This window comes from Xanthomonas sp. SS, assembly GCF_014236835.1.
Lineage (GTDB): Bacteria > Pseudomonadota > Gammaproteobacteria > Xanthomonadales > Xanthomonadaceae > Xanthomonas_A.
On record NZ_CP051190.1, the window covers coordinates 2,014,706 to 2,035,734 of the forward strand.

At 68.5% G+C, this 21,029-nt stretch carries 23 protein-coding genes; 12 read left to right on the forward strand and 11 right to left on the reverse strand.

What is annotated here, in order from left to right; translation table 11 throughout:
* The first annotated feature begins 16 nt into the window (after positions 1 to 16).
* The 4 genes from HEP74_RS08185 to HEP74_RS08200 all read left to right on the forward strand — a co-directional run bounded on the left by HEP74_RS08185 (position 17) and on the right by HEP74_RS08200 (position 4,535).
* The gene (locus HEP74_RS08185) at positions 17 to 1,177 is read left to right on the forward strand and encodes an ABC transporter ATP-binding protein (protein ID WP_185816005.1); all 1,161 of its coding nucleotides are present in this window, start codon (positions 17 to 19) and stop codon (positions 1,175 to 1,177) included.
* Positions 1,174 to 2,133 (forward strand): ABC transporter permease subunit, encoded by a 960-nt coding sequence (locus HEP74_RS08190; RefSeq protein ID WP_185816006.1) that lies wholly within the window; start codon positions 1,174 to 1,176, stop codon positions 2,131 to 2,133. Before HEP74_RS08185 ends, HEP74_RS08190 begins: the two co-directional genes overlap by 4 nt.
* Positions 2,130 to 2,975, forward strand: coding sequence for an ABC transporter permease subunit (locus HEP74_RS08195; protein WP_185816007.1), 846 nt, complete (start codon positions 2,130 to 2,132; stop codon positions 2,973 to 2,975). Before HEP74_RS08190 ends, HEP74_RS08195 begins: the two co-directional genes overlap by 4 nt.
* Positions 2,976 to 3,170: 195 nt before the next feature.
* Positions 3,171 to 4,535: an NAD-dependent succinate-semialdehyde dehydrogenase gene (locus HEP74_RS08200; RefSeq protein ID WP_185816008.1), complete on the forward strand. Its 1,365-nt coding sequence runs from the start codon at positions 3,171 to 3,173 to the stop codon at positions 4,533 to 4,535.
* A 204-nt stretch (positions 4,536 to 4,739) separates the two neighbouring features.
* Here the strand turns inward: HEP74_RS08200 and HEP74_RS08205 are convergent, their stop codons facing one another.
* From HEP74_RS08205 to HEP74_RS08255, 11 genes are all read right to left on the reverse strand, one after another.
* Positions 4,740 to 5,732: a magnesium and cobalt transport protein CorA gene (locus HEP74_RS08205; protein ID WP_185816009.1), complete on the reverse strand. Its 993-nt coding sequence runs from the start codon at positions 5,730 to 5,732 to the stop codon at positions 4,740 to 4,742.
* 25 nt (positions 5,733 to 5,757) lie between these two features.
* The gene (locus tag HEP74_RS08210) at positions 5,758 to 7,062 is read right to left on the reverse strand and encodes a DUF4105 domain-containing protein (protein ID WP_524540776.1); all 1,305 of its coding nucleotides are present in this window, start codon (positions 7,060 to 7,062) and stop codon (positions 5,758 to 5,760) included.
* Positions 7,059 to 7,940, reverse strand: coding sequence for a CorC family transporter (locus HEP74_RS08215; protein WP_184410344.1), 882 nt, complete (start codon positions 7,938 to 7,940; stop codon positions 7,059 to 7,061). Before HEP74_RS08215 ends, HEP74_RS08210 begins: the two co-directional genes overlap by 4 nt.
* A gap of 112 nt (positions 7,941 to 8,052) precedes the next feature.
* Positions 8,053 to 8,655: a hypothetical protein gene (locus HEP74_RS08220; RefSeq protein ID WP_185816010.1), complete on the reverse strand. Its 603-nt coding sequence runs from the start codon at positions 8,653 to 8,655 to the stop codon at positions 8,053 to 8,055.
* 58 nt (positions 8,656 to 8,713) lie between these two features.
* The gene (locus HEP74_RS08225) at positions 8,714 to 9,184 is read right to left on the reverse strand and encodes a hypothetical protein (RefSeq protein ID WP_185816011.1); all 471 of its coding nucleotides are present in this window, start codon (positions 9,182 to 9,184) and stop codon (positions 8,714 to 8,716) included.
* A gap of 49 nt (positions 9,185 to 9,233) precedes the next feature.
* Entirely contained in the window at positions 9,234 to 9,719 is a 486-nt protein-coding gene (ybeY, locus tag HEP74_RS08230; protein ID WP_185816012.1) for an rRNA maturation RNase YbeY, read from the reverse strand.
* Between the two features lie 55 nt (positions 9,720 to 9,774).
* Positions 9,775 to 9,912: a hypothetical protein gene (locus tag HEP74_RS08235; protein ID WP_185816013.1), complete on the reverse strand. Its 138-nt coding sequence runs from the start codon at positions 9,910 to 9,912 to the stop codon at positions 9,775 to 9,777.
* Positions 9,913 to 9,937: 25 nt separating this feature from the next.
* Positions 9,938 to 10,924 (reverse strand): PhoH family protein, encoded by a 987-nt coding sequence (locus HEP74_RS08240; protein WP_185816014.1) that lies wholly within the window; start codon positions 10,922 to 10,924, stop codon positions 9,938 to 9,940.
* Between the two features lie 135 nt (positions 10,925 to 11,059).
* Entirely contained in the window at positions 11,060 to 12,514 is a 1,455-nt protein-coding gene (miaB, locus tag HEP74_RS08245; protein WP_185816015.1) for a tRNA (N6-isopentenyl adenosine(37)-C2)-methylthiotransferase MiaB, read from the reverse strand.
* A gap of 188 nt (positions 12,515 to 12,702) precedes the next feature.
* Positions 12,703 to 13,773 (reverse strand): DUF4344 domain-containing metallopeptidase, encoded by a 1,071-nt coding sequence (locus HEP74_RS08250; protein ID WP_185816016.1) that lies wholly within the window; start codon positions 13,771 to 13,773, stop codon positions 12,703 to 12,705.
* Positions 13,774 to 13,871: 98 nt separating this feature from the next.
* Positions 13,872 to 14,492 (reverse strand): glutathione S-transferase family protein, encoded by a 621-nt coding sequence (locus tag HEP74_RS08255; protein ID WP_185816017.1) that lies wholly within the window; start codon positions 14,490 to 14,492, stop codon positions 13,872 to 13,874.
* Between the two features lie 75 nt (positions 14,493 to 14,567).
* Between HEP74_RS08255 and HEP74_RS08260 the strand changes: the two genes are divergently transcribed.
* From HEP74_RS08260 to HEP74_RS08295, 8 genes are all read left to right on the forward strand, one after another.
* The gene (locus HEP74_RS08260) at positions 14,568 to 15,533 is read left to right on the forward strand and encodes a helix-turn-helix transcriptional regulator (RefSeq protein ID WP_185816018.1); all 966 of its coding nucleotides are present in this window, start codon (positions 14,568 to 14,570) and stop codon (positions 15,531 to 15,533) included.
* A gap of 103 nt (positions 15,534 to 15,636) precedes the next feature.
* The gene (locus HEP74_RS08265; RefSeq protein ID WP_185816019.1) at positions 15,637 to 16,593 is read left to right on the forward strand and encodes a lytic transglycosylase domain-containing protein; all 957 of its coding nucleotides are present in this window, start codon (positions 15,637 to 15,639) and stop codon (positions 16,591 to 16,593) included.
* Positions 16,594 to 16,730: 137 nt separating this feature from the next.
* Entirely contained in the window at positions 16,731 to 17,354 is a 624-nt protein-coding gene (gene petA, locus HEP74_RS08270) for a ubiquinol-cytochrome c reductase iron-sulfur subunit (RefSeq protein ID WP_009598116.1), read from the forward strand.
* Between the two features lie 3 nt (positions 17,355 to 17,357).
* A complete protein-coding gene (locus tag HEP74_RS08275) occupies positions 17,358 to 18,620 on the forward strand; it encodes a cytochrome b (RefSeq protein WP_185816020.1) in 1,263 nt (420 codons plus the stop codon).
* Positions 18,613 to 18,765, forward strand: coding sequence for a hypothetical protein (locus tag HEP74_RS08280; protein ID WP_185816021.1), 153 nt, complete (start codon positions 18,613 to 18,615; stop codon positions 18,763 to 18,765). Before HEP74_RS08275 ends, HEP74_RS08280 begins: the two co-directional genes overlap by 8 nt.
* Before the next feature lie 11 nt (positions 18,766 to 18,776).
* Positions 18,777 to 19,508 (forward strand): cytochrome c1, encoded by a 732-nt coding sequence (locus HEP74_RS08285; RefSeq protein ID WP_524540791.1) that lies wholly within the window; start codon positions 18,777 to 18,779, stop codon positions 19,506 to 19,508.
* A 170-nt stretch (positions 19,509 to 19,678) separates the two neighbouring features.
* A complete protein-coding gene (locus HEP74_RS08290; protein WP_009598113.1) occupies positions 19,679 to 20,314 on the forward strand; it encodes a glutathione S-transferase N-terminal domain-containing protein in 636 nt (211 codons plus the stop codon).
* Positions 20,315 to 20,393: 79 nt separating this feature from the next.
* The gene (locus tag HEP74_RS08295) at positions 20,394 to 20,828 is read left to right on the forward strand and encodes a ClpXP protease specificity-enhancing factor (protein WP_185816023.1); all 435 of its coding nucleotides are present in this window, start codon (positions 20,394 to 20,396) and stop codon (positions 20,826 to 20,828) included.
* The last annotated feature ends 201 nt before the right edge of the window (positions 20,829 to 21,029 follow it).

The following is a 21,029-nucleotide window of genomic DNA, read 5'->3' on the forward strand; positions in this document are numbered from 1 at the left end:
CCACGGGGAGCAACAGATGGCGTTGAGCGAAGCGAGATCCGACCTGCCGCCTGCCGCGATCGCGGCTGCGGCGGCGCCGCCGGCCAAGGGCAGCGGTTACCTGTCCATCGCCGGCCTGCGCAAGGAATTCGACGGTTTCGTCGCGCTCGACGACGTCGACCTGGATATCCGCAAGGGCGAGATCTTCGCGCTGCTCGGCGGCTCGGGCAGCGGCAAGTCCACGCTGCTGCGCTGCCTGGGCGGGTTCGAACAGCCCAGCCGCGGCCGCATCGTGCTCGACGGCCAGCCGCTGGACGGCCTGCCGCCATACGAGCGCCCGCTCAACATGATGTTCCAGTCCTACGCGCTGTTCCCGCACATGACCGTGGAGCAGAACATCGCCTTCGGCCTGAAGCAGGACGGCCTGTCGCGCGCGGCCATCGCCAAGCGCGTCGGCGAGATGCTGGAGCTGGTGCAACTGGGCAAGCTCGGCAAGCGCAAGCCGCACCAGCTTTCCGGCGGCCAGCAGCAGCGCGTGGCGCTGGCGCGTTCGCTGGCCAAGGGGCCGAAACTGCTGCTGCTGGACGAGCCGATGGGCGCGCTGGACAAGAAGCTGCGCTCGCAGATGCAGCTGGAGCTGGTCGGCATCATCGAAACCTCCGGGGTGACCTGCGTGATGGTCACCCACGACCAGGAGGAGGCGATGACCATGGCCACCCGCATCGCGCTGATGGATGCCGGCTGGATCCAGCAGGTCGGCACCCCGGACGAGATCTACGAGCAGCCGGCCAACCGCTTCGCCGCCGAGTTCATCGGTTCGGTGAACCTGATCGACGCGGTCATCGACGAGGACCTGCCGGACTACGTGACCCTGCGCACCGGCGCGTTTGCCGACAGCATCTACGTCGGCCACGGCATCACCGGCATCACCGGGCAGCCGGTGTCGTTCGCGGTGCGCCCGGAGAAGCTGGGCATCGGCAAGGACGCACCGGCGCAGGCGCACAACAAGGCGCAGGGCACGATCGAGGACATCGCCTATTTCGGCAGCCATTCGGTCTACCACGTGCGCCTGCCCAGCGGCTTCAAGCTGATGGCCAACTTCGCCAACCGGCAGCGCTGGGCCAGCGACAACCTGACCTGGGGCGATGCGGTGTGGGTGTGGTGGGGCGACAACGACGGCGTGGTGCTGACCGCATGAGCGCGCCTGCCGCTGCCGCGCCTGCCGCGCCGCCACGGCGCACGCTGCTGCAGCGCCTGCGCCAGCGGCACCTGCCGGGCGCGCGCTGGCTGGTGATCGCCGCGCCGTATCTGTGGCTGCTGCTGTTCTTCGCGATCCCGTTCCTGATCGTGCTGCGCATCTCCTTCGCCGAGCAGGCGATCAGCAGCCCGCCGTACAGTTCGCTGCTGGACTACAAGGACGGTGTGCTGACGCTGAAGTTCACCCTGCAGAACTACCTGGCGCTGGTGCGCGACAACCAATACATCGAAGCCTACTGGGGCTCGATCAAGATCGCCGGGATCTCCACTCTGTTGACCCTGTTGATCGGCTATCCGATGGCCTATGTGATTGCGCGCCTATCGCCGTCGGCGCGCAACATCGCGATGATGCTGGTGGTGCTGCCGTCGTGGACCTCGTTCCTGATCCGCGTCTACGCCTGGATCGGCATCCTCGACAGCAACGGCGTGCTCAACCGCGCGCTGCTGGCGCTGGGGCTGATCGAGCAGCCGCTGCGCATCCTGTACACGCCGATCGCCGCCTATATCGGCATCGTCTACTGCTATCTGCCGTTCATGGTGCTGCCGCTGTACGCCACGCTGGTGAAACAGGACCACCGCCTGCTCGAGGCCGCCTACGACCTGGGCGCGCGGCCATGGAAGGCGTTCGCGACCATCACCTTGCCCATGTCGCGCCCGGGCATCGTCGCCGGCTGCATGCTGGTGATGATCCCGGCGGTGGGCGAGTTCGTGATCCCGGAAATGCTCGGTGGGCCGGACACGCTGATGATCGGCCGGGTGCTGTGGGGCGAGTTCTTCAACAACCGCGACTGGCCGGCGGCGTCGGCGGTGGCGATCGCGATGCTGCTGTTGCTGATGGTGCCGATCCTGATTTTCAACCGCTACCAGCAACGCCAGCTTGCAGGCGGCCAGGCATGAGCGCGCTGCGCGGCGGGCGCGTGCTGCGCTGGACGGTGCTGACCGGCGGCTTCGCCTTCCTGTACCTGCCGATCCTGCTGTTGATGGTGTACTCGTTCAATTCCTCCAAGCTGGCCACGGTGTGGGCGGGGTTCTCCACCAAGTGGTACGGCGAACTGCTGCGCGACCGGCAGATCCTGCAGGCGGCGTGGATCAGCCTGAAGGTGGCGTTCTGGACCGCGACCGCATCGATGGTGATCGGCACGCTGGCGGCGATGGTGATGACCCGCTTCCGCCGCTTCCCCAGCAAGAGCCTGTTCGGCGCGTTGGTGACCGCGCCGCTGGTGATGCCGGAGGTGATCATCGGCCTGTCGATCATGATGATGCTGGTGTCGATGGGCGGGCTGATCGGCATCCCGCCCAAGGGCGTCACCGCGATCTGGGCCGCGCACGTCACCTTCACCCTGTCCTTCGTCACCGTGGTGGTGTCCTCGCGCCTGCAGGAGCTGGATCGTTCGCTGGAAGAGGCGGCGATGGACCTGGGCGCGAACCGGCTCAAGGTGTTCTTCCTGATCACCTTGCCGATCATCGCCCCGGCGCTGGTGTCCGGCTGGCTGCTGGCGTTCACCCTGTCGCTGGACGACGTGGTGATCGCCAACTTCGTCGCCGGGCCCAACTCGACCACGCTGCCGATGACCGTGTTCTCCTCGGTGCGGATGGGGCTGAAGCCGAAGATCAACGCACTGGCCACGCTGATGGTGCTGGCGGTGTCGATCGCGGCCTTCATCGGCTGGTGGCTGATGGCGCGCAGCGAGAAGCGCCGCCAGCGCGACATCCAGCTGGCGCTGCAGCAGGGCGGTTAGCGGGTGCCGCTTTTCTGTAGGAGCGGCTTCAGCCGCGACCGGGCGTTCCGGTAACACCCGGTCGCGGCTGAAGCCGCTCCTACAAAGGCTGCCGCCATCGCAGAACGCTGTGGTCCATCGCCTCGGCGCCATCGCCACGCCGCCGCAACCTTCGCGGCGCTAGGCTGGGCGGACTTTTTCCAGGAGTCCGTCGCGATGCCTTACGACACCGTCAATCCCGCCACCGGCCAGGTCGACTACAGCCTGGAGCTGATGGATGCCGCCGCCGTCGAGCAGCGCCTGGCCGCGTCCGCGCAGGCCTTCCCCGCGTGGGCAGAAACCCCGCTGCAGCAGCGCGGCGCGCTGTTGCGGCAGGTCGGCGTGCAGTTGCGCGCGCGCCGCGAGGAGATCCAGCGGCTGATGACTGCGGAGATGGGCAAGCTGCGCAAGGAGGCGCTGGCCGAGATCGACAAGTGCGCCGATGCCTGCGACTACTACGCCGAGCACGCCGCCGATTACCTGCGCGAGCAGCCGATCGCCACCGATGCGCAGCGCAGCTACGTGCGCTACGAGCCGCTGGGCTGCGTGCTGGCGGTGATGCCGTGGAACTTCCCGCTGTGGCAGGTGTTCCGCTTCCTGGCGCCGGCGCTGATGGCCGGCAACGTGGCGCTGCTCAAGCACGCCAGCAACGTGCCGCGTTGCGCCGATGCGATCCACGCCGCGCTGGCTGCCGCCGGTGTGCCGGCCGGCGTGTTCGACGTGCTGCACATCGACAACGACCAAGCCGCCGAGGTGCTGCGCGACGCGCGCATCGCCGCGGTGACCCTGACCGGCAGCGAGCGTGCCGGCCGCTCGATCGCCGCCAACGCCGGCGATCAGCTGAAGAAGTGCGTGATGGAACTCGGCGGCAGCGATGCCTTCGTGGTGCTGGACGACGCCGATCTGGACACCACGGTAGCCGCGGCGGTGAAGTCGCGCTTCGACAACGCCGGGCAGACCTGCATCGCGGCCAAGCGCTTCGTGGTGGTCGACGCCATCGCCGACGCCTTCGTGCGCCGCTTCGTTGCCGCCGCGGCCGAGCGCCGCCTCGGCGATCCGCAGGACGAAGCGACCACGCTGGCGCCGCTGGCGCGGCAGGACCTGCGCGACGAACTGCACAAGCAGGTGCAGGCCAGCATCGCCAAGGGCGCCACGCCGCTGCTCGGCGCCGCGCCCGATACGTCCACCCACGCCGGCTATCCGGCCTCGATCCTGGACCATGTGGTGCCAGGCATGCCGGCCTACGACGAAGAGTTGTTCGGCCCGGTCGCCGCGATCCTGCGCGTGGCCGACGAGGCCGAAGCGGTCCGCGTGGCCAACGACACCAGCTTCGGCCTGGGCGGCAGCGTGTGGAGCGCCGACCGCGCCCGCGGCGAGCGCGTCGCGCGCCAGCTGCAATGCGGCGCGGCCTTCGTCAACGCCATCGTCAAGAGCGACGTGCGCCTGCCGTTCGGCGGCATCAAGCGCTCCGGCTTCGGCCGCGAACTGGCCGAGCACGGCATTCATGAGTTCATGAATATCAAGTCGGTGTATGTGGGTTGAAAGCGGGATTCGGGAGTCGGGATGACCAGCCATTCGGCTGTGGAAAAGCGGGGATTCGTAACAGCGGATCCCGCTGGCTGAGCGAAACAGCGTCTTTCCAACGCTCCTATCGCAGCGCTTCAAACCTGGATCACCACGCCCTCTCTCAGATGGCCAGCTCAGCCGCTTTTGCGAATCCCAACATCCCCAATCCCGAATCCCGGCTCAAAGCCACCTTGCCCGCTTGAACGCCACATACAACCCCAGGCACACCGCAGCCACGCCGCCGATCATCAGCGGATAGGCCCAATGCCATTCCAGTTCCGGCATCTGCTTGAAGTTCATGCCGTACCAGCTGGTGATCAGGGTTGGCGCGGCCAGCAAGGCGGCCCAGGCGCCGAGGCGCTTGACCGTCTCGCCCTGGGCCAGGGTCACCAGCGACAGGTTCACGCTCAGCGCGGTGCCGAGCATCTCGCGCAAGGTGTCGATCGCTTCGTTGGTGCGCACCGCGTGGTCGAGCACGTCGCGCACGTACAGCCGCACTTCGTCGGGGATCAGCGGGCCGGGATTGCGCTTGAGGTGGGACAGCACGTCCTGCAGCGGCGCCACGCCCAGGCGCATCTGGTTGAGTTCGCGCTTGAGTTCGTACAGGCGGATCGCGGTGTCGCGCCGGTAGGCTTCGGCGAAGATGTCCTTTTCCAGGCGCTCCAGGCTTTGCCGGAATTCGTCCAGGATCGGCTGGTAGTTGTCGACGATGTAGTCCAGTACCGCGTACAGCGCGTAGGACGGGCCCAACTGCATCAGCGCCGCTTCGCGCTCCAGCCGCTCGCGCACCGGCGCGTACGGCAGCGAGGCGCCGTGGCGCACGGTCAGCAGGAAGCGCGCCCCGAGGAAGGCGTGGGTCTCGCCGTAGACGATGCGCTCGTCGATCACCTGCGCGGTGTGCACGGCCAGGAACAGCGAATTGCCGTAGGCCTCGACCTTGGGCCGCTGGTGCGCCATGCGCGTGTCTTCGATCGCCAGGTCGTGCAGCTGGAATTCTTCCTGCAGCTTCTGCAGCACGTGGTCGGCGGGTTCGTACATGCCGACCCAGACGAAGCCGTCGGGCGCGGCCAGCACGTCGCTGATCTGTTCCAGGGCGATGTCGTTGCGGCGGCCGTGGCCGTCGTAGTGCACGCAGTTGATGACGCAGGCGGGATTGGCGGGGACGGTGGCCATGGGCAGCAATGGTGTGCGGGCGGGATCAGCGCTGCAAGCGGCGCCGCGTGAACGCCCAGGCCAGCGCGGCGTGCACCGGCAGCAGCAGGGCGATCCACTGCAGGTTGAATTGCGGCTGCAGCATCGACAGCCAGTGGATCAGCAAGGCCGCGCCGGCCAATGCCACCACGGTCCACAGCGCGATGCCGAACCAGCGCCCGGGCTGGCGGCCGCGCAGCTGCGCGATGGCGCCGCCGACCAGCAGCAGGCACAGCGGATCGAGCAGCAGCAGGTTGCGATTGGCCCAGGCCGCACGGTGGTCGCTGAAGCCCCACAGGTACAGCAGCACGCCGCCGCCGAGCGCGCACAGCAGCCAGAACGGCAGCGCCAGCGCCGCCAGCCAGCGCGGCCGCCGCGCCAGCGCGACCACGCCGACCGCGACCAGCAGCCCGGCCAGCAGCCATGGCCACCAGTGCCGCGCCTGTTCACGCGGTTCCGGCGCCAGCCGCTGTGGCAGCAATTGTTGCCGTGCCTGCACCAGCGGGCGCCCGGCGCGGTTGCGTACTTCGCCCAGGCTCTCGGCCAGGCGCATCGGCACGAACGCCTCTTCCCAGCGCGACAGCGGCTTGTCGGCGAACGGCCCCAGGCCCAGGTCGAAGCCCAGCCACATCCACGGCGCCGGCGAGGCCAGGCGCACCGATTCGCTGCGATAGGTGTTGCCGCGCGAACGCCCCGACAGCTGCGCGTGCAGCGTGCCGTCCAGCGCGCGGTCCAGCGCATCGCGGACCATCGTGGCGCAGTTGGCGGTGTAGTAGTCGTAGCGGTAGCGCGCGTTTTCCGGCCGCGCGCGCCAGGCCAGCGCCTGCTGCAGCGCGCGCGCCTGCGCCGGCTCCATGTCCAGCCACTGGATGTCCACGCCGCGGCCGGCGTCGCGGTACTGCGCCAGGTCCTCCTGCAGCGGCAGGGCGACCAGGTAATACCTCATGTCGCCGGCGGCGAAGCGGCTGACGAAGTCAGGTTCGCTGGGGTCGAAGAAACCGAAGTTGTACGAGGTGGCCTGGCCGCTGCGCGGATCCACCACCACGATCGCATCGTGACCGAAGCGTTCGAAGAACACCTCGCCCGGCTGCATCGTGGCCACGCCGATGCGCGGCGCCGGTGCCGACGCGTCGTCGCCGGGCGCAGCTACAACAGGCGCAGCGGCGGAGGCGGGCGCCAATGCCGGCGGCGCGGCCAGGTCCGCGTCGCCGGCCTGCGCGAACGCCAGCGCCGCGCAGCAGGTCAGCAGCGTGCCCAGCAGCCATTGCGGCCAGCCGCGTGCCGGCCCGCGCGACAGCGCACGCGCGATCAAGCGTCTTCCTGCGGGTCGGGCGGCAGGATGGTGACGTGGAAGGCCTGCACCCGGCGCGCGTCGGCGCGCGCCACGCGGAACGCGAAGCGTCCCAGGGTCAGTTCCTCGCCGGTTTCCGGCAGGTGGCCGATGGCCTCGGTGACCAGGCCGCCGACGGTGTCGTAGTCGTCGTCGGAGAAGTCGGCGCCGAAGCGTTCGTTGAAATCCTCGATCGGGGTCAGCGCATCGACCACGTACTGGCCGTCGGCCTGCGCGGCGATCAGCGAGGCTTCGTCCTCGGCGTCGTCGTGCTCGTCGTCGATCTCGCCGACGATCTGCTCCAGCACGTCCTCGATGGTGACCAGCCCGGCGACGCCGCCGTATTCGTCGACCACGATCGCCATGTGGTTGCGCGAGAGCCGGAACTCCTTGAGCAGCACGTTGAGCTTCTTCGACTCGGGGATCAGCACCGCCGGGCGCAGCAGCTCGCGCACCGTGCCGGGACCGTGGTCGGCGACCACGCCGCGCAGCAGGTCCTTGGCCAGCAGGATGCCGAGGATGTCGTCCTTGTTCTCGCCATGCACCGGGAAGCGCGAATGGCCGGATTCGACCACCTGCTTCATCAGGTCGAGAAAGCGCGCTTCCGCCGACAGCGACACCATCTGCGAACGCGAGACCATCACATCGCCGACGGTGAGTTCGGACACCGACAGCGCGCCTTCCATCATGCGCAGGGTGTCGGCGGCGATCAGCCCGTCGTGCTGGGCGTCGCGCAGCACCTCGACCAGGTCGTCGCGGGTGTGCGGGTCGCCGGAGAAGACCGAGCTCAGGCGTTCCAGCCAGCCGCGGCGTTTTTCGTGGGTTTCCGGAGGGGAGCTACTAGAGTCGTCTTCTGACATGTTCTATGGATACGGCACCCGGTCTGCCGGGCGATGTGCGCAAGTCTAGCAGGGCCAATGGGACAGAGCCGCGACGCCGGCGGCGCTCGCGGCGGCACCCGCGGGGACGGGTTCAGCCGCCGCTGGCGGGCGTGCGCAGCGGGTCCGGCGCCGGCGGCGCGTCCGGGTCCTCCGGCAGGTCCAGGCTGTAGCTGCAACCGGCCAGGGTCTGGCCCGGATGCGACTTCACCGTGGACAGGCTGAGGATGATCGATTCGATCATCGGCTCGCCGGTCTTCGGATCGGCCACGTCGCGGCTGACCAGCTCGCGGCCGAACATCGCCTTGTCCGGCGTGTCCACCGCCGCTTCCAGCTGCAACTGCTTGGCCAGCGGGCGCGGATCGGGCAGGTCCAGGATCGCCATCACGCTGGCGCCGGCGACGGCGATGCGCGTGGTGCTGTGGCCGAACACCTGGATCGGCCGCACCAGTTCGTATTCGCTCATGAACGGGTTGGATTGCGGCAGCGGCCGCCAGCCCTGCGCGACGGCTTTCAGTGGATCGGCCAGCAGCGGCCCCAGCGCGGCGAAGTCGGCCACGCGCTGGCGGCATTCGAGCAGCGCCGGCAGGTCGATGGCGGGTGCAGGGGCGGGTGCGGGCGCAGGAGCGGCAGCAGCAGCGGCCGCAGCGGGCAGCGCGGCCGCGAGCGCGAACAGAAGCAACGATGGACGGATCAACGCGCTGGACCTCGGGCGGAAAAGCGGGGAGTCGCGGCGCAGCGGCCGCGCGGCAACGTTAGCGCCCGCGCCAGCGCTTGACCAGCCAGTGCCGCATGCTGGACACGGTGAGCAGCGCGCTGACCAGGTACAGCACGGACAGCGCAGCGAGCGTGCCGCCGCTGTCGAACTGGGTGTTCAAGTGGCGGCAGCACAGCCACGCGCCGATCGACAGCGGACACAGCAGCGCGACCCGTCCGGCCTGGGCGGCGACGCGCACAGGGCCGCCGACCCGCCCTTGCCGCCGGCGCAGGTAGAACCAGCGCCAGGCGCTGGGCGTGGTCGCCAGCACCAGCAGGGCGAGTGCGCCCAACCAGGGCAACAACGGCTCGGGCAGGCTACCGCTGCCGGCGAACAGCGGCGCCGGACGGATCAGGCCCAGATAGAGGTAGGCGGCCAGGCCGGCGCCCCACAGCACCACGGCGATGCGCTGCAGTCGCGCCGCGGCTTGGCCGGTTTGGTCCTGTGCGGGTTGTCCTGATTCGAGCATCCGTGTCCACCTCGACCGCTGTCGAAAAACGCGCCGCGTGCGGCAGGCCTCAGCGTTCCCCGGCGTAGGGGTCGCCCACGCCCAGGTCGGCCAGGATCTCACGCTCCAGTTGCTCCATCGCGTCGGCCTCCTTGTCGTCCTCGTGGTCCCAGCCCAGCAGGTGCAGCACGCCATGCACGGTCAGATGCGCGTAATGGGCGTTGAGCGGCTTGCCCTGTTCGGCGGCCTCGCGCGCCACCACCGGCGCGCAGATCACCAGGTCGCCGAGCAGCGGCAGCTTGACCCCCTTGGGCAGGCCTTCGGGCAGCTCGGCGGGGAAGCTGAGCACGTTCGTGGCGTAGTCCTTGCCGCGGTAGTGGTGGTTGAGCGAGCGGCCTTCCTTGTCGTCGACCAGGCGGATCGCCAGGTCGGCTTCGCGGATGCGGCCCTTCAGCGCGGCGGCCACCCATTTGCGGAAGCTCGCCGCCGCCGGCAACCCGGCGCGGGGCAGGGCGTAGCTGACGCCGACGTCGAGGTGGACCGGACCTTTGGTCATGGCGATACCGGCAATCAGAGCGGACAGGAGCCGACAGTATCGCGCGTGCGGCGCGTCACCGCGACTTCCAGACGGTGGCGTAGGCGATCTCGATCACGTCGTTTGCGTCGGCATGATGTTCGATGCCGGCATCCTTGGCCGAGCCATGGGAGTTGAAGCTCATGCGGGTGCTGGCTTGGCGGAGCAGTGCCACGGTGTTCTATTCGGCCAGCGCCGGATCATGCGGCCGGACCGGTCGCCTTGTCGGTGAAATCGCGCTTTTCGTAGGCGGTGACGATGCGCGCCACCAGCGGGTGGCGCACCACGTCGCGTGCCTCGAAGAAGGTGAAGCTGACGCCCTCGACCTCGTGCAGCACTTCGATCGCGTCGCGCAGGCCGGACTTGACGTGCTTGGGCAGGTCGATCTGGGTCAGGTCGCCGGTGACCACCGCGGTGGAGCCGAAGCCCAAGCGGGTCAGGAACATCTTCATCTGCTCGATGGTGGTGTTCTGCGCCTCGTCCAGGATCACGTAGGCGTCGTTGAGCGTGCGCCCGCGCATGTAGGCCAGCGGTGCGATCTCGATGACGTTCTTTTCCAGCAGCTTGATCACCTTCTCCACGCCGAGCATCTCGTACAGCGCGTCGTACAGCGGGCGCAGATAGGGATCCACTTTCTGGCTCAGGTCGCCGGGCAGGAAGCCGAGCTTCTCGCCGGCCTCCACCGCCGGGCGCACCAGGATCAGCCGCTGCACGCGCGATTCGTTCAGCGCCTCGACCGCGCTGGCCACTGCCAGGAAGGTCTTGCCGGTGCCGGCCGGGCCGACGCCGAAGTTGATGTCGTGGCTGGCGATCTGGTGCAGGTACTTGGCCTGGTTGGCGCCGCGGCCGCGCACGGTGCCGCGCTTGACCTTGATCGCCACTTCCTGCGGTTCGTAGGCGCGCTGCGCGACGCGGTCGACATTGGCCTGGTTGAGCCGCAGGTGGATGGCCTGGTCGTCGAACACCACGCTGTCGGCCTCGGCATACAGGGCCTGCAGCAAAATCTCGGCGGCGGCGACCGCGCTGGAAGGGCCAGTAATCCGGAACACGTTGCCGCGGTTGGAGATCTCCACGCCCAGGCGCAGTTCGATCTGGCGCAGGTGCGCGTCGAACGGCCCGGCCAGATTGGCCAGGCGTTCGGTGTCGGCGGGTTCCAGGGTGAAATCGCGTTGCGTGGGAATGGTCATTCGATGCGGACGCGGCGGGCGCGTGGCTACCGGCGTCGTTCAGGACAGGGAAGCGAAGCGTAGCGCGCGTGGTGGTGAAGGACCAGTCGCGTCCCGCGCGGACGAAGCGGCGCGCGCTGGTGGCGCGCGCTGCGCTCAGCCGGCGTCGACGAGCAGGCGCCCGCGCAAGGAATTGCTCAGCGCCTCGGTGATCGCCACCTCGACGAACTGGCCGACCAGGCGCGGATGCCCGGGGAAGTTCACCGAGCGCATGTTCTCGGTCTTGCCGGTCAGCTCGGCCGGGCTCTTTTTCGACGGGCCTTCGACCAGCACCGTCTGCACGCTGCCGACCATGTCGCGCGAAATCTGCAGCGAGTGCGCGTTGATGTGCGCCTGCAGCCGCGCCAGCCGCGCGTGCTTCACCGCGTCGGGCGTGCTGTCTTCCAGGTCCGCCGCCGGCGTGCCCGGGCGGCGCGAGTAGATGAAGGAGAAGCTCTGGTCGAAGCCCACGTCCTCGATCAGCTTCATGGTCTTGTCGAAGTCGGCGTCGGTCTCGCCGGGGAAGCCGACGATGAAGTCCGAACTGATCGAGATGTCCGGGCGCACCGCGCGCAGCTTGCGGATCTTCTGCTTGAATTCCAGCGCGGTGTAGCCGCGCTTCATCGCGCTGAGGATGCGGTCGCTGCCGGCCTGCACCGGCAAATGCAGGTAGTTGGCCAGCTGCGGCACGTCGCGATACGCATCGACCAGCGAGTCGCTGAACTCCAGCGGATGCGAGGTGGTGAAGCGGATGCGGCCGATGCCGTCGATCTGCGCGATGCTGCGGATCAGCAGGCCCAGGTCGGCGTACTGCGGCTCTTCCCCGGCCTCGGCGTCGGCGTACGGCCCGCGGTAGGCGTTGACGTTCTGGCCGAGCAGGTTGATCTCGCGCACGCCCTGCGCGGCCAGCTGCGCCACTTCCACCAGCACGTCCTCGAACGGCCGGCTGATCTCCTCGCCGCGGGTATAGGGCACCACGCAGAACGAGCAGTACTTGGAGCAGCCTTCCATGATCGACACGAATGCCGACGGGCCGTCGGCGCGCGGTTCCGGCAGGCGGTCGAACTTCTCGACCTCGGGGAAGCTGATGTCCACCTGCGACTTGCCCGATTCGCGCCGCGCGCGGATCAGCTCCGGCAGCCGGTGCAGGGTCTGCGGGCCGAACACCAGGTCCACGTAGGGCGCGCGCTTGACGATCGCCTCGCCCTCCTGCGACGCCACGCAGCCGCCGACGCCGATGATCACCGGCTTGCCGCCGGCCTTCAGCGCCTTCCAGCGGCCGAGCTGGCTGAACACCTTCTCCTGCGCCTTCTCGCGGATCGAGCAGGTGTTGACCAGCACCACGTCGGCTTCTTCGGGGTTGTCGGTCAGTTCCAGGCCCTCGGCGGCGGCGAGCACGTCGGCCATCTTGGCCGAGTCGTACTCGTTCATCTGGCAACCGTGGGTCTTGATGTACAGCTTGCCGCGCACCACCGCCGGCGCCGTCGGCCGGGTGGCAGGCAGCGGCAGCAGGGCAGGGGCGCTCGCGGCGGGAGCCGCGAGTGGCGAAACGGGGGCTGGCGTCCCGGGCATGGCGCTTACTCCAGACGGGTTGCGGGCGCGGCCGGCGATGGCCGCGATCAGCCGCGCATTGTATCGGCAACCGACACTGCCGCGGCGGGCGGCGGCGAACCGGCGCCGCGCAAGGCGTTTCGCGGCGGGACGGCCCGCCGCCGTCCCCGCGCCGGCACCGCGAGCGTCGCGCTGCCGCGGGAGGCGCCTCAGCGCACGTAAGGCGACTCGGCGTTCTCTTCCTGCTTGCGCTTCGCCTCGTCGTAGCGCTTCTGCGCTTCTTCGCCGCTCATCTGGTACTTGGGGGCGATGTGCGGCAGCAGCAGCTTGGCCCAGGCGGTAGTGATGCGGCTGCTCTCGGTGGGGCAGCGCTGGGCGCGATCCTCGGGCAGCATGCCGCTGGTCACCAGACGCAGGTACTTGCCCGGGTCGCGTCCGTACAGCATGCACATCAGGTTGTAGAAGCGCTGCTGGCCGAGCGAGTGCTCATCGGCGAAGTCGGCCGCGCCATACTGTTCCTTGGTGTTGAGCACGAAGAACAGCCCGGCCAGCCGCAGGTTCTCGGCCAGGTCGCCGGGCGACTCGTTGGGCGCCATGAACATCAGCATCAGCGAAGAGGCGAGCTGGTCGGCCGAATCCTCCTCGCGGCCGGTGCTGGGCAGGCTCAGCATGTCGATCAGCGCATGGCCGAATTCGTGCAGCATGATGAAACGGGTGTTCGCCAGCAGGAAACGTGCGCTGAAACTGTCGTCCTGGTTCTGCTCGCCCAGGCTGGCGCCGATCTTGGTCAGCATCTCCACCATTTCGTAGCACAGCACCAGCTCGTGCTTGGTCGGCGAATAGAAGGCGTTGGTCTGCTTGCACTCGGCGGTGATCAGGTGCAGCGGGCCGGGCAGCATCAACAGCCCGTCCATCGCGTTGACCTCGGGCAGGCGGTGCAGGATGTCGATCTTGACCGCGAAGTCGTACGCGTCCTGCAGCGCCGGATCGCGCGGCGGCACGTATTCGTAGGTGAACTTGACGCCCTCGGCCTTCGGCTCCTCGGCCGTCGCGTCCTTTGCCGCCTCCGGCTGCGGACCCTGCTGCGCATCGACCGCCTTGCCGGCTGCGGCGTCGGCGACCGCATCGGCGGAGGCGCCCTTGGCTGCGGGCTTGGCCGGCGGGGGCAGCGTCGCGGGCACGGCGGCGGCGGACTGTTGCCCCTTCCATGCGGTATAGGCCCAACCGCCGCCTACGGCGCACAGCGCCACGATCAAGATCGCGATGAGAGTCTTTTGCATGCGTTTCCTTCCTTGGTGACGGTGGCGGCCGGCGCTTCCCGGCTGAGCTGCGGCGAGATGGTACGGTGCCGATTGCCCGCTGGGAAGATGCCGCCGCGTCAGGCGCTGTCGGCGTCGATCGCCTGCGCGCGCTGCACCGCCGGCCGCGCCGCCATGCGTTCGACGTAGGCGCGGGTCGGCGCCGGCGGATCGACCAGGCCGAAGCCGATCATCCAGCCCAGCGCGCTGCCCCACAGCACGTCGGCCGCGGTACAGCGGTCGCCGAGCAGGTAGTTGCCGCGCGCCAGCTGGTCGTCGACCACGCCCATCACCGTGTCGCAGTCGGCGTACGGCGACATCGCCCGCGGCGGCGCTTCGCGCTTGAGCGCGCGGTCGATGATCGCCGGTTCGAACGCCGAGCCGTAGAACGCCAGCCAGCGCAGGTAGGGGCCGCGGCGCGGATCGCCCATCGCCGGGGCCAGTCCGGCTTCCGGGTATAGATCGGCCAGATATTGGTAGATCGCCACCTGCTCGGTGACCACCGCGCCGGCGTGGTCGATCGCCGGCACCTTGCCCATCGGGTTGATCGCCAGGTACTCCGGCGCCAACTGTTCGCCGCTGTCGAAGTCGATGCGTTCCAGCGCGTAATCGGCGCCCAGCTCCTCGAGCAGGATCAGCACGCCCTTGGAGCGGGATTTGGTGTTGTGGTACAGGGTCACATGGCGGTCGGCGATGGGCATGGCGGCTCTCCTCGTTGATCGAGCGCCCATGCTAGGCGCTATTGCGGACGGATTCTGTCCGCAATACCGTGCGCCATGGCTTCCCCCGCCTCCCGCACCTTGCGCCTGATCGGCTTGCTGCAGACCCGCCGGGTCTGGGCCGGTGCGGAGCTGGCCGAGCGCCTGGGCGTGGACCGGCGCAGCCTGCGCCGCGACATCGAGCGCCTGCGCGCCCTGGGCTACGCGGTGCAGGCCTCGTCCGGGGTCGGCGGCGGCTACCGGCTGGCGGCCGGGGCGCAGATGCTGCCGTTGCTGTTCGAGGACGACGAGGCGGTGACGGTCGCGGTGGCGCTGCGCGCGGCCGCGGCCAGCATGGGCGGCCTGGAGGACACCGCGCTGCGGGTGCTGGCCAAGCTCGACCCGCTGCTGCCGGCGCGGGTGCGGCAGCGCGCCGGGGCATTGCAGGCGGTCACCTTGTCGCTGGGCCAGGAGCCGGCGGCGGACACCCAGGTGCTGATCGGAATCGCCAGCGCCTGCCGCGATCGGCGCCTGCTCGGCTTCGGCTACTGCGACCATGCCGGACGCAGCAGCCAGCGCCTGATCGAGCCGCTGCGCCTGGTCAACTACGGGCGCCGCTGGTACCTGCTGGGCTGGGACCGCGACCGCGCCGACTGGCGCACGTTCCGCGCCGAGCGCATCGTGCCGCCGCTGCAGCCGGGCGAGACGATCGCGCTGCGCCTGCCGCCGCGCGATCCGGCGGCGATGGTGCGCGACGCGATCCAGCACAGCCCGCTGCCGCAGCAATTCGGGCTGAGCGTGCGCCTGCGCGGCAGCATGGCCGACCTGGGTCCGCGCATTCCGTCCTGGTGCGGAACCCTGCAGGCCGAGCAGGACGGTCATTGCCGGCTGACCATGCTGGCCGACACGCTGCCCTGGCTGGCGGCGCAACTGCTCACCCTGGGCGTGCCGTTCGCAGCGCTGCAGGCCGACGCGGCGGTGACCGCCGGGCTGCGCAGCGCGCTGGCCGACCTGCTGGCGCAGCTGCCGGCCACCGCCGAATGAGCCGGCCAGGCGCGAGGCGGGCCGGGTGGCGAAACGGGCGACCGGTCCCGCCGCCGCCGCCGCGCACTTGGCAAGCGCCGGCGAAGTTGGGACACTCGCCGCCATGAAGGGGATGGTGGGGCTTCTGGGGCTTGCAATCGCAACGCTGTCGGCAATGCCGGCCAGTGCGGGCACCCTATACAAGTGCATCGGCGGCGATGGCGTGCCCAGCTACGTCAGCAAGCGCGTGGCCGGTGCCAGCTGCAGCGTGGTCGGCAGCTATGCGCCCGACCGCCGCGCCGCACGCCCTGCGCCCGCAGTTGCCGCGGTCTCCGCCGAACGTGCGGCCAACCGCGGTGTCGTCACCCTGGCCGCGGCGCAGTCCGGCGCCCCGGCCACCATCATCAGCACGCCGGTCGCGGCCCCGGCGCCGGTCGCCGCCAGCGTGGCGCCGAAGAGCGTGGCGCCCGTGCCTGCGATGACCGGGACCGCGCCGCGGCGGGTGGTCAGCGGCCAGGTCTATTCCTATATGAAGGACGGGGTGCGCCACTACACCAGCGCGCGGCCGACCCAGGTCGCCAGCCTCGGCGCGGTTCGCACCATCCGCTACAGCTTCATCGAGACCTGCTACGCCTGCGCCAACCCTGGGCTGAACTTCGGTGCGGTGCGGCTGAACACCACCGCCTACCAGAGCGAGATCGCCGCCGCCGCGCGCGAGTACGGGGTCGACGAGGCGGTGGTGCGCGCGATCATCCACGCCGAGTCGGCCTACAACCCGATGGCGCTGAGCCGCGCCGGCGCGCAGGGCCTGATGCAGCTGATGCCGCCGACCGCGCGCCGCTTCGGGGTCAGCGATTCGTTCGATGCGTCGCAGAACATCCGCGGCGGCGTGCAGTACCTGGCCTGGCTGCTGAAGCGCTTCAACGGCAACCTGACCCTGGCCGCCGCCGGCTACAACGCCGGCGAAGGCGCGGTAGACAAACACGGCGGGGTGCCGCCGTACAGCGAGACCCAGCGCTACGTGCAGCGCGTCGGCCTGCTCGCCGACCGCTACCGCGGCGTGCTGGCGACGGCGCATTGATGCATTCTCTTGCCGTCGCGACGATGCATTGTCTGCGCGTTAAGGGTTCCGCTACACTGCAGTGGATTTTATGCGGTTCGACCCCCACCGAACCGCTGGCAGCCTAATGCTACCCAATCAAAAAATCGGAGTGCCGGATGGCCAACGATGGGGTCAACGATTCTGTTAATGCAGGACGCCGCCGCTTTCTCACCGCCACCACGGCGGTGGTGGGCGCGGTGGGTGCGGGTTTCGTCGCGGTTCCTTTCATCAAGTCCTGGAACCCCAGCGCAAAGGCCAAACTGGCCGGTGCGCCGGTCACCGCGGACATCAGCGCATTGCAGGAAGGCCAGCGCCTGATCATGGAGTGGCGCGGTCAGCCGATCTGGATCGTCAAGCGCTCCAAGGCGATCCTGGACGCGTTGCCGACGCTGGATGGGCGGCTCAAGGACCCCAAGTCCGAGGTCACCGACCAGCAGCCGGCCTACATCAAGGGCGAGGGCCGTTCGATCAAGCCCGACATCTCGGTGCTGGTCGGGCTGTGCACGCACCTGGGCTGTTCGCCGGAGATGGTCGCCGAGATCCGCCCCGAACCCTACGATCCGGAGTGGAAGGGCGGCTATTTCTGCCCCTGCCACAAGTCGCGCTTCGACATGGCCGGCCGTGTGTTCCAGGGCGTGCCCGCCCCGATCAACCTGCTGGTGCCCCCGCATCATTACCAGGACGACAACACGCTGATCATCGGCGTCGATCCCAGTTCGTCCGCGAAGGGGGCAGCGTAAGCCATGGCCGACAATCTCCTTACCCGCACCGCGGGCAACGTGTTCGACTGGGTCAACGAGCGCGCGCCGGGGCTGATGCCGTTCTACCGCAAGCATGTCGGCGAGTACTACGCGCCGAAGAACTTCAACATCTGGTACTACTTCGGTTCGCTGGCGATGGTGGTGCTGGTCAACCAGATCGTCACCGGCATCTTCCTGACGATGCACTACAAGACCAGCGCGGCCGAGGCGTTCAACTCGGTCGAGTACATCATGCGCGACGTCGAGTGGGGCTGGCTGATCCGCTACATGCACTCCACCGGCGCCTCGCTGTTCTTCATCGTGGTGTACCTGCACATGTTCCGCGGCCTGCTCTACGGCAGCTACAAGAAGCCGCGCGAGCTGGTGTGGATCCTCGGCATGCTGATCTACCTGGTGCTGATGGCCGAAGCGTTCATGGGCTACGTGCTGCCATGGGGGCAGATGTCGTTCTGGGGCGCCAAGGTGATCATCTCGCTGTTCGGCGCGATCCCGGTGATCGGCAACGGCCTGACAGAGTGGATCATGGGCGACTACCTGCCGTCCGATGCCACGCTCAACCGCTTCTTCGCGCTGCACGTGATCGCGCTGCCGCTGGTGCTGTTGCTGCTGGTGGTGCTGCACCTGGGCGCGCTGCACGAAGTCGGCTCCAACAACCCCGACGGCGTGGAGATCAAGAAGGGGCCCAAGGGCAACCGCTGGGATCCGAACAAGCCGGCCGACGGCATTCCGTTCCACCCGTACTACACGGTCAAGGACTTGGTCGGGGTCGGCTTCCTGCTGCTGATCGGCGCCTTCATCATCTTCTTCGTGCCCGCGTTCGGCGGCCTGTTCCTGGAGCACGACAACTTCACCGAGGCCAACCGCCTGGTCACGCCCGAACACATCAAGCCGGTGTGGTACTACACGCCGTACTACGCGATGTTGCGGGTGGTGCCGAACAAGCTCGGCGGCGTGCTGGTGATGTTCTCGGCGATCGCGATCCTGTTCCTGGTGCCGTGGCTGGACCGCGCCAAGGTCAAGTCGATCCGCTACCGCGGCTGGATATCCAGGGTGATGCTGGGCGTGCTGGCGGTGTGCTTCGTGTGGCTCGGGGTGATCGGCTCCGGTCCCGGTACCGATGCCAGCGAGACCATCATCGGCCGCGTGCTGACCGTGCTGTACTTCGGATTCTTCCTGACCATGCCGGTCTGGACCACGTTGGACCGGACCAAGCCGGTGCCGGAGCGGGTGACCACCCATGACTAAGCCCGTGATTGCCGTGCTGGCCTGCTCCGCGAGCGTCTCGTTGTTGTCCGCCATGAGCTACCTGCTGCCGTTGGGGCAGATCGTGTTCTGGGGCCGGCAGGCGCTCGGCTCCTTGTTCGGTGCGATGGCGGAGGGATCCCTATGAGCAAGCGCCTGATGTCCGTCCTGGCCTGCTTCGCCTCCGCGCTGCTGTTGTCCGCCTCGGCGCTGGCCGCCGAGGGCGGCGCTACCCAGCAGGCCGGCAACGACCTCGGCGACCGCGCCTCGCTGCAGCGCGGCGCCAAGCTGTTCATGAACTACTGCTCCGGCTGCCATTCGCTGAAATACCTGCGCTACTCGCGCATGGCCGAGGACCTGGGCCTGAGCGAGGACGAGGTGATGGCCAACCTCAACTTCACCGGCGCCAAGGTCGGCGAGCACATCGAGGCGGCGATGCCGCACGATGCGGCGACCAAGTGGTTCGGCAAGGCCCCGCCGGACCTGAGCCTGATCGCGCGCGTGCGCGGCACCGACTGGGTCTATACCTACCTCAAGTCGTTCTATCTGGACCAGTCGCGCCCGTTGGGCTGGAACAACAAGCTGTTCGCCAACGCCTCCATGCCCAATCCGCTGTGGGAGCTGCAGGGCCTGCAGCAGCCGATCTACGGCAAGGCCGAGCAGCCCGGCGTGGACAAGCCGGTGGAACGGCTGCAGCTGTCTTCGCCGGGCAGGGAGACGCCGGCGCAGTTTGACCAGACGGTCCGCGACATCAGCAACTTCCTCGAATACGCCGGCGAACCGGCCGCGCTGAAGCGGCAGAGCCTGGGAGTGTGGGTGGTGCTGTTCCTGGCGCTGCTGACCTTCCTCGCCTATCTGCTGAAGAAGGAATACTGGAAGGACGTGCATTGAGCGTCGGCCGCAATGCCGGCGCGTTGTCTGCATCGTTGCTGACCTGATCCCCTGTTCATCCTATTGGCTTTTGCGAGCGAGGGTTGCACACTCAGGGGCCGTGATGACCGTCAGCAGGGTGTTGGCGGCATCGATGCGGCCGGCGGATTCCGGTCGTCGGAGAGCCTTGAATGGCGGCGAGTGTGCGTATGCGAAATACCTTGACGTTGTTTTCTTCCACGGATGACGTGCTGTGCCACCGCGTCCGTCTGGTGCTCGCCGCAAAGGGCGTGACCTACGATTTCGTGGCGGTGGATCCGCAGAATCCTCCCGAAGACCTGATCGATCTCAATCCCTACCACTCGGTGCCGACGCTGGTCGAGCGCGAGCTGGTGCTGTACGCCGCCTCCGTGGTCAGCGAATACCTGGACGAGCGCTATCCGCATCCGCCGCTGATGCCGGTCGATCCGTTGTCGCGCGCGCGCCTGCGCCTGGCCATGCTGCGCATCGAGCACGACTGGGTGCCGCAGGTGCAGGCGATCCAGCTCGGCAACAAGGCCCAGGCCGAGGCCGGGCGCAAGCGGCTCAAGGAGCTGCTGACCGCGTCTGTGCCGCTGTTCAAGGCCAGCAAGTTCTTCCTCAATCCGGAAATGAGCCTGGCCGATTGCGCGATGGCGCCGATCATCTGGCGCCTGCAGGCGCTGGACATTCCGCTGCCCAAGGACGGCAAGGCGATCGAGGACTACGGCAACCGCATCTTCCGCAATCCCGGTTTCATCCGCAGCCTGACGGATCAGGAAAAGAAGCTGCGCGACCTGCCGGCCTGATGTTCCGGCCGCGCGTGGCGCATCCGGTTTTTCCCGCGTTGCGCCGGCGCCATTGCGTGCCGGCGCGTAGAATTGGCGCATGACCGACGATATTTCCCGCATGACCAGCCATCGCCCGTACCTGTTGCGGGCGCTGGTGGAGTGGATCAACGACAACGGCATGACCCCGCACATCCTGGTGGATGCGGGCTTGCCCAACGTGCAGGTGCCGCCGAGCGCGGTCAAGGACGGCCGGGTGGTGCTCAACATCGCCGAGCGCGCGGTGGTGCGGTTGCAGATCGACAACGACGGGGTCAGCTTCACCGCCCGCTTCGGCGGCGTCAGCTATCCGGTGCAGGTGCCGATGGCCGCGGTGCTGGCGGTGTACGCGCGCGAGACCGGGCAGGGCATGGCGCTGCCGGACGATATCCACGGCGCCACCGAGCCACCGGGCGACGACACCCCGCCGCCGCGTCCCAGCGGTTCCGACGATGGCAGCGGCGGCAAGCGCCCGCATCTGCGCGTGGTGAAGTAACGACGACGTGGGGTCCGCGCCGGCGCGAATGTTGCCGGCGTTACAGTTCGATTCGCTGTTGGCGTCGATGCCCGGCGGGTCGCGTCCAGCGTCAGGCGCTGCACACCATGCGCCGCTGTTCCCGCGCGCCAATCCCAGCTTGGATCGAGGCCCTGTAGGAGCGCCTTCAGGCGCGACCGACATCCATGCAAAACATCGTTG

Excerpts from the sequence above, each read along its gene's own strand:
- HEP74_RS08190 (WP_185816006.1), top strand. The coding sequence starts at position 1,174 with ATGAGCGCGCCTGCCGCTGCCGCGCCTGCCGCGCCGCCACGGCGCACG.
- HEP74_RS08295 (WP_185816023.1), top strand. The coding sequence starts at position 20,394 with ATGACCGACGATATTTCCCGCATGACCAGCCATCGCCCGTACCTGTTG.
- petA (WP_009598116.1), top strand. The coding sequence starts at position 16,731 with ATGGCCAACGATGGGGTCAACGATTCTGTTAATGCAGGACGCCGCCGC.
- HEP74_RS08225 (WP_185816011.1), bottom strand. The coding sequence starts at position 9,184 with ATGCTCGAATCAGGACAACCCGCACAGGACCAAACCGGCCAAGCCGCG.
- HEP74_RS08275 (WP_185816020.1), top strand. The coding sequence starts at position 17,358 with ATGGCCGACAATCTCCTTACCCGCACCGCGGGCAACGTGTTCGACTGG.
- HEP74_RS08195 (WP_185816007.1), top strand. The coding sequence starts at position 2,130 with ATGAGCGCGCTGCGCGGCGGGCGCGTGCTGCGCTGGACGGTGCTGACC.
- HEP74_RS08240 (WP_185816014.1), bottom strand. The coding sequence starts at position 10,924 with ATGACCATTCCCACGCAACGCGATTTCACCCTGGAACCCGCCGACACC.
- HEP74_RS08250 (WP_185816016.1), bottom strand. The coding sequence starts at position 13,773 with ATGCAAAAGACTCTCATCGCGATCTTGATCGTGGCGCTGTGCGCCGTA.
- HEP74_RS08215 (WP_184410344.1), bottom strand. The coding sequence starts at position 7,940 with ATGTCAGAAGACGACTCTAGTAGCTCCCCTCCGGAAACCCACGAAAAA.
- HEP74_RS08185 (WP_185816005.1), top strand. The coding sequence starts at position 17 with ATGGCGTTGAGCGAAGCGAGATCCGACCTGCCGCCTGCCGCGATCGCG.
- HEP74_RS08205 (WP_185816009.1), bottom strand. The coding sequence starts at position 5,732 with ATGGCCACCGTCCCCGCCAATCCCGCCTGCGTCATCAACTGCGTGCAC.
- HEP74_RS08265 (WP_185816019.1), top strand. The coding sequence starts at position 15,637 with ATGAAGGGGATGGTGGGGCTTCTGGGGCTTGCAATCGCAACGCTGTCG.
- HEP74_RS08285 (WP_524540791.1), top strand. The coding sequence starts at position 18,777 with ATGTCCGTCCTGGCCTGCTTCGCCTCCGCGCTGCTGTTGTCCGCCTCG.
- HEP74_RS08255 (WP_185816017.1), bottom strand. The coding sequence starts at position 14,492 with ATGCCCATCGCCGACCGCCATGTGACCCTGTACCACAACACCAAATCC.
- HEP74_RS08280 (WP_185816021.1), top strand. The coding sequence starts at position 18,613 with ATGACTAAGCCCGTGATTGCCGTGCTGGCCTGCTCCGCGAGCGTCTCG.
- miaB (WP_185816015.1), bottom strand. The coding sequence starts at position 12,514 with ATGCCCGGGACGCCAGCCCCCGTTTCGCCACTCGCGGCTCCCGCCGCG.
- ybeY (WP_185816012.1), bottom strand. The coding sequence starts at position 9,719 with ATGACCAAAGGTCCGGTCCACCTCGACGTCGGCGTCAGCTACGCCCTG.
- HEP74_RS08290 (WP_009598113.1), top strand. The coding sequence starts at position 19,679 with ATGGCGGCGAGTGTGCGTATGCGAAATACCTTGACGTTGTTTTCTTCC.
- HEP74_RS08200 (WP_185816008.1), top strand. The coding sequence starts at position 3,171 with ATGCCTTACGACACCGTCAATCCCGCCACCGGCCAGGTCGACTACAGC.
- HEP74_RS08260 (WP_185816018.1), top strand. The coding sequence starts at position 14,568 with ATGGCTTCCCCCGCCTCCCGCACCTTGCGCCTGATCGGCTTGCTGCAG.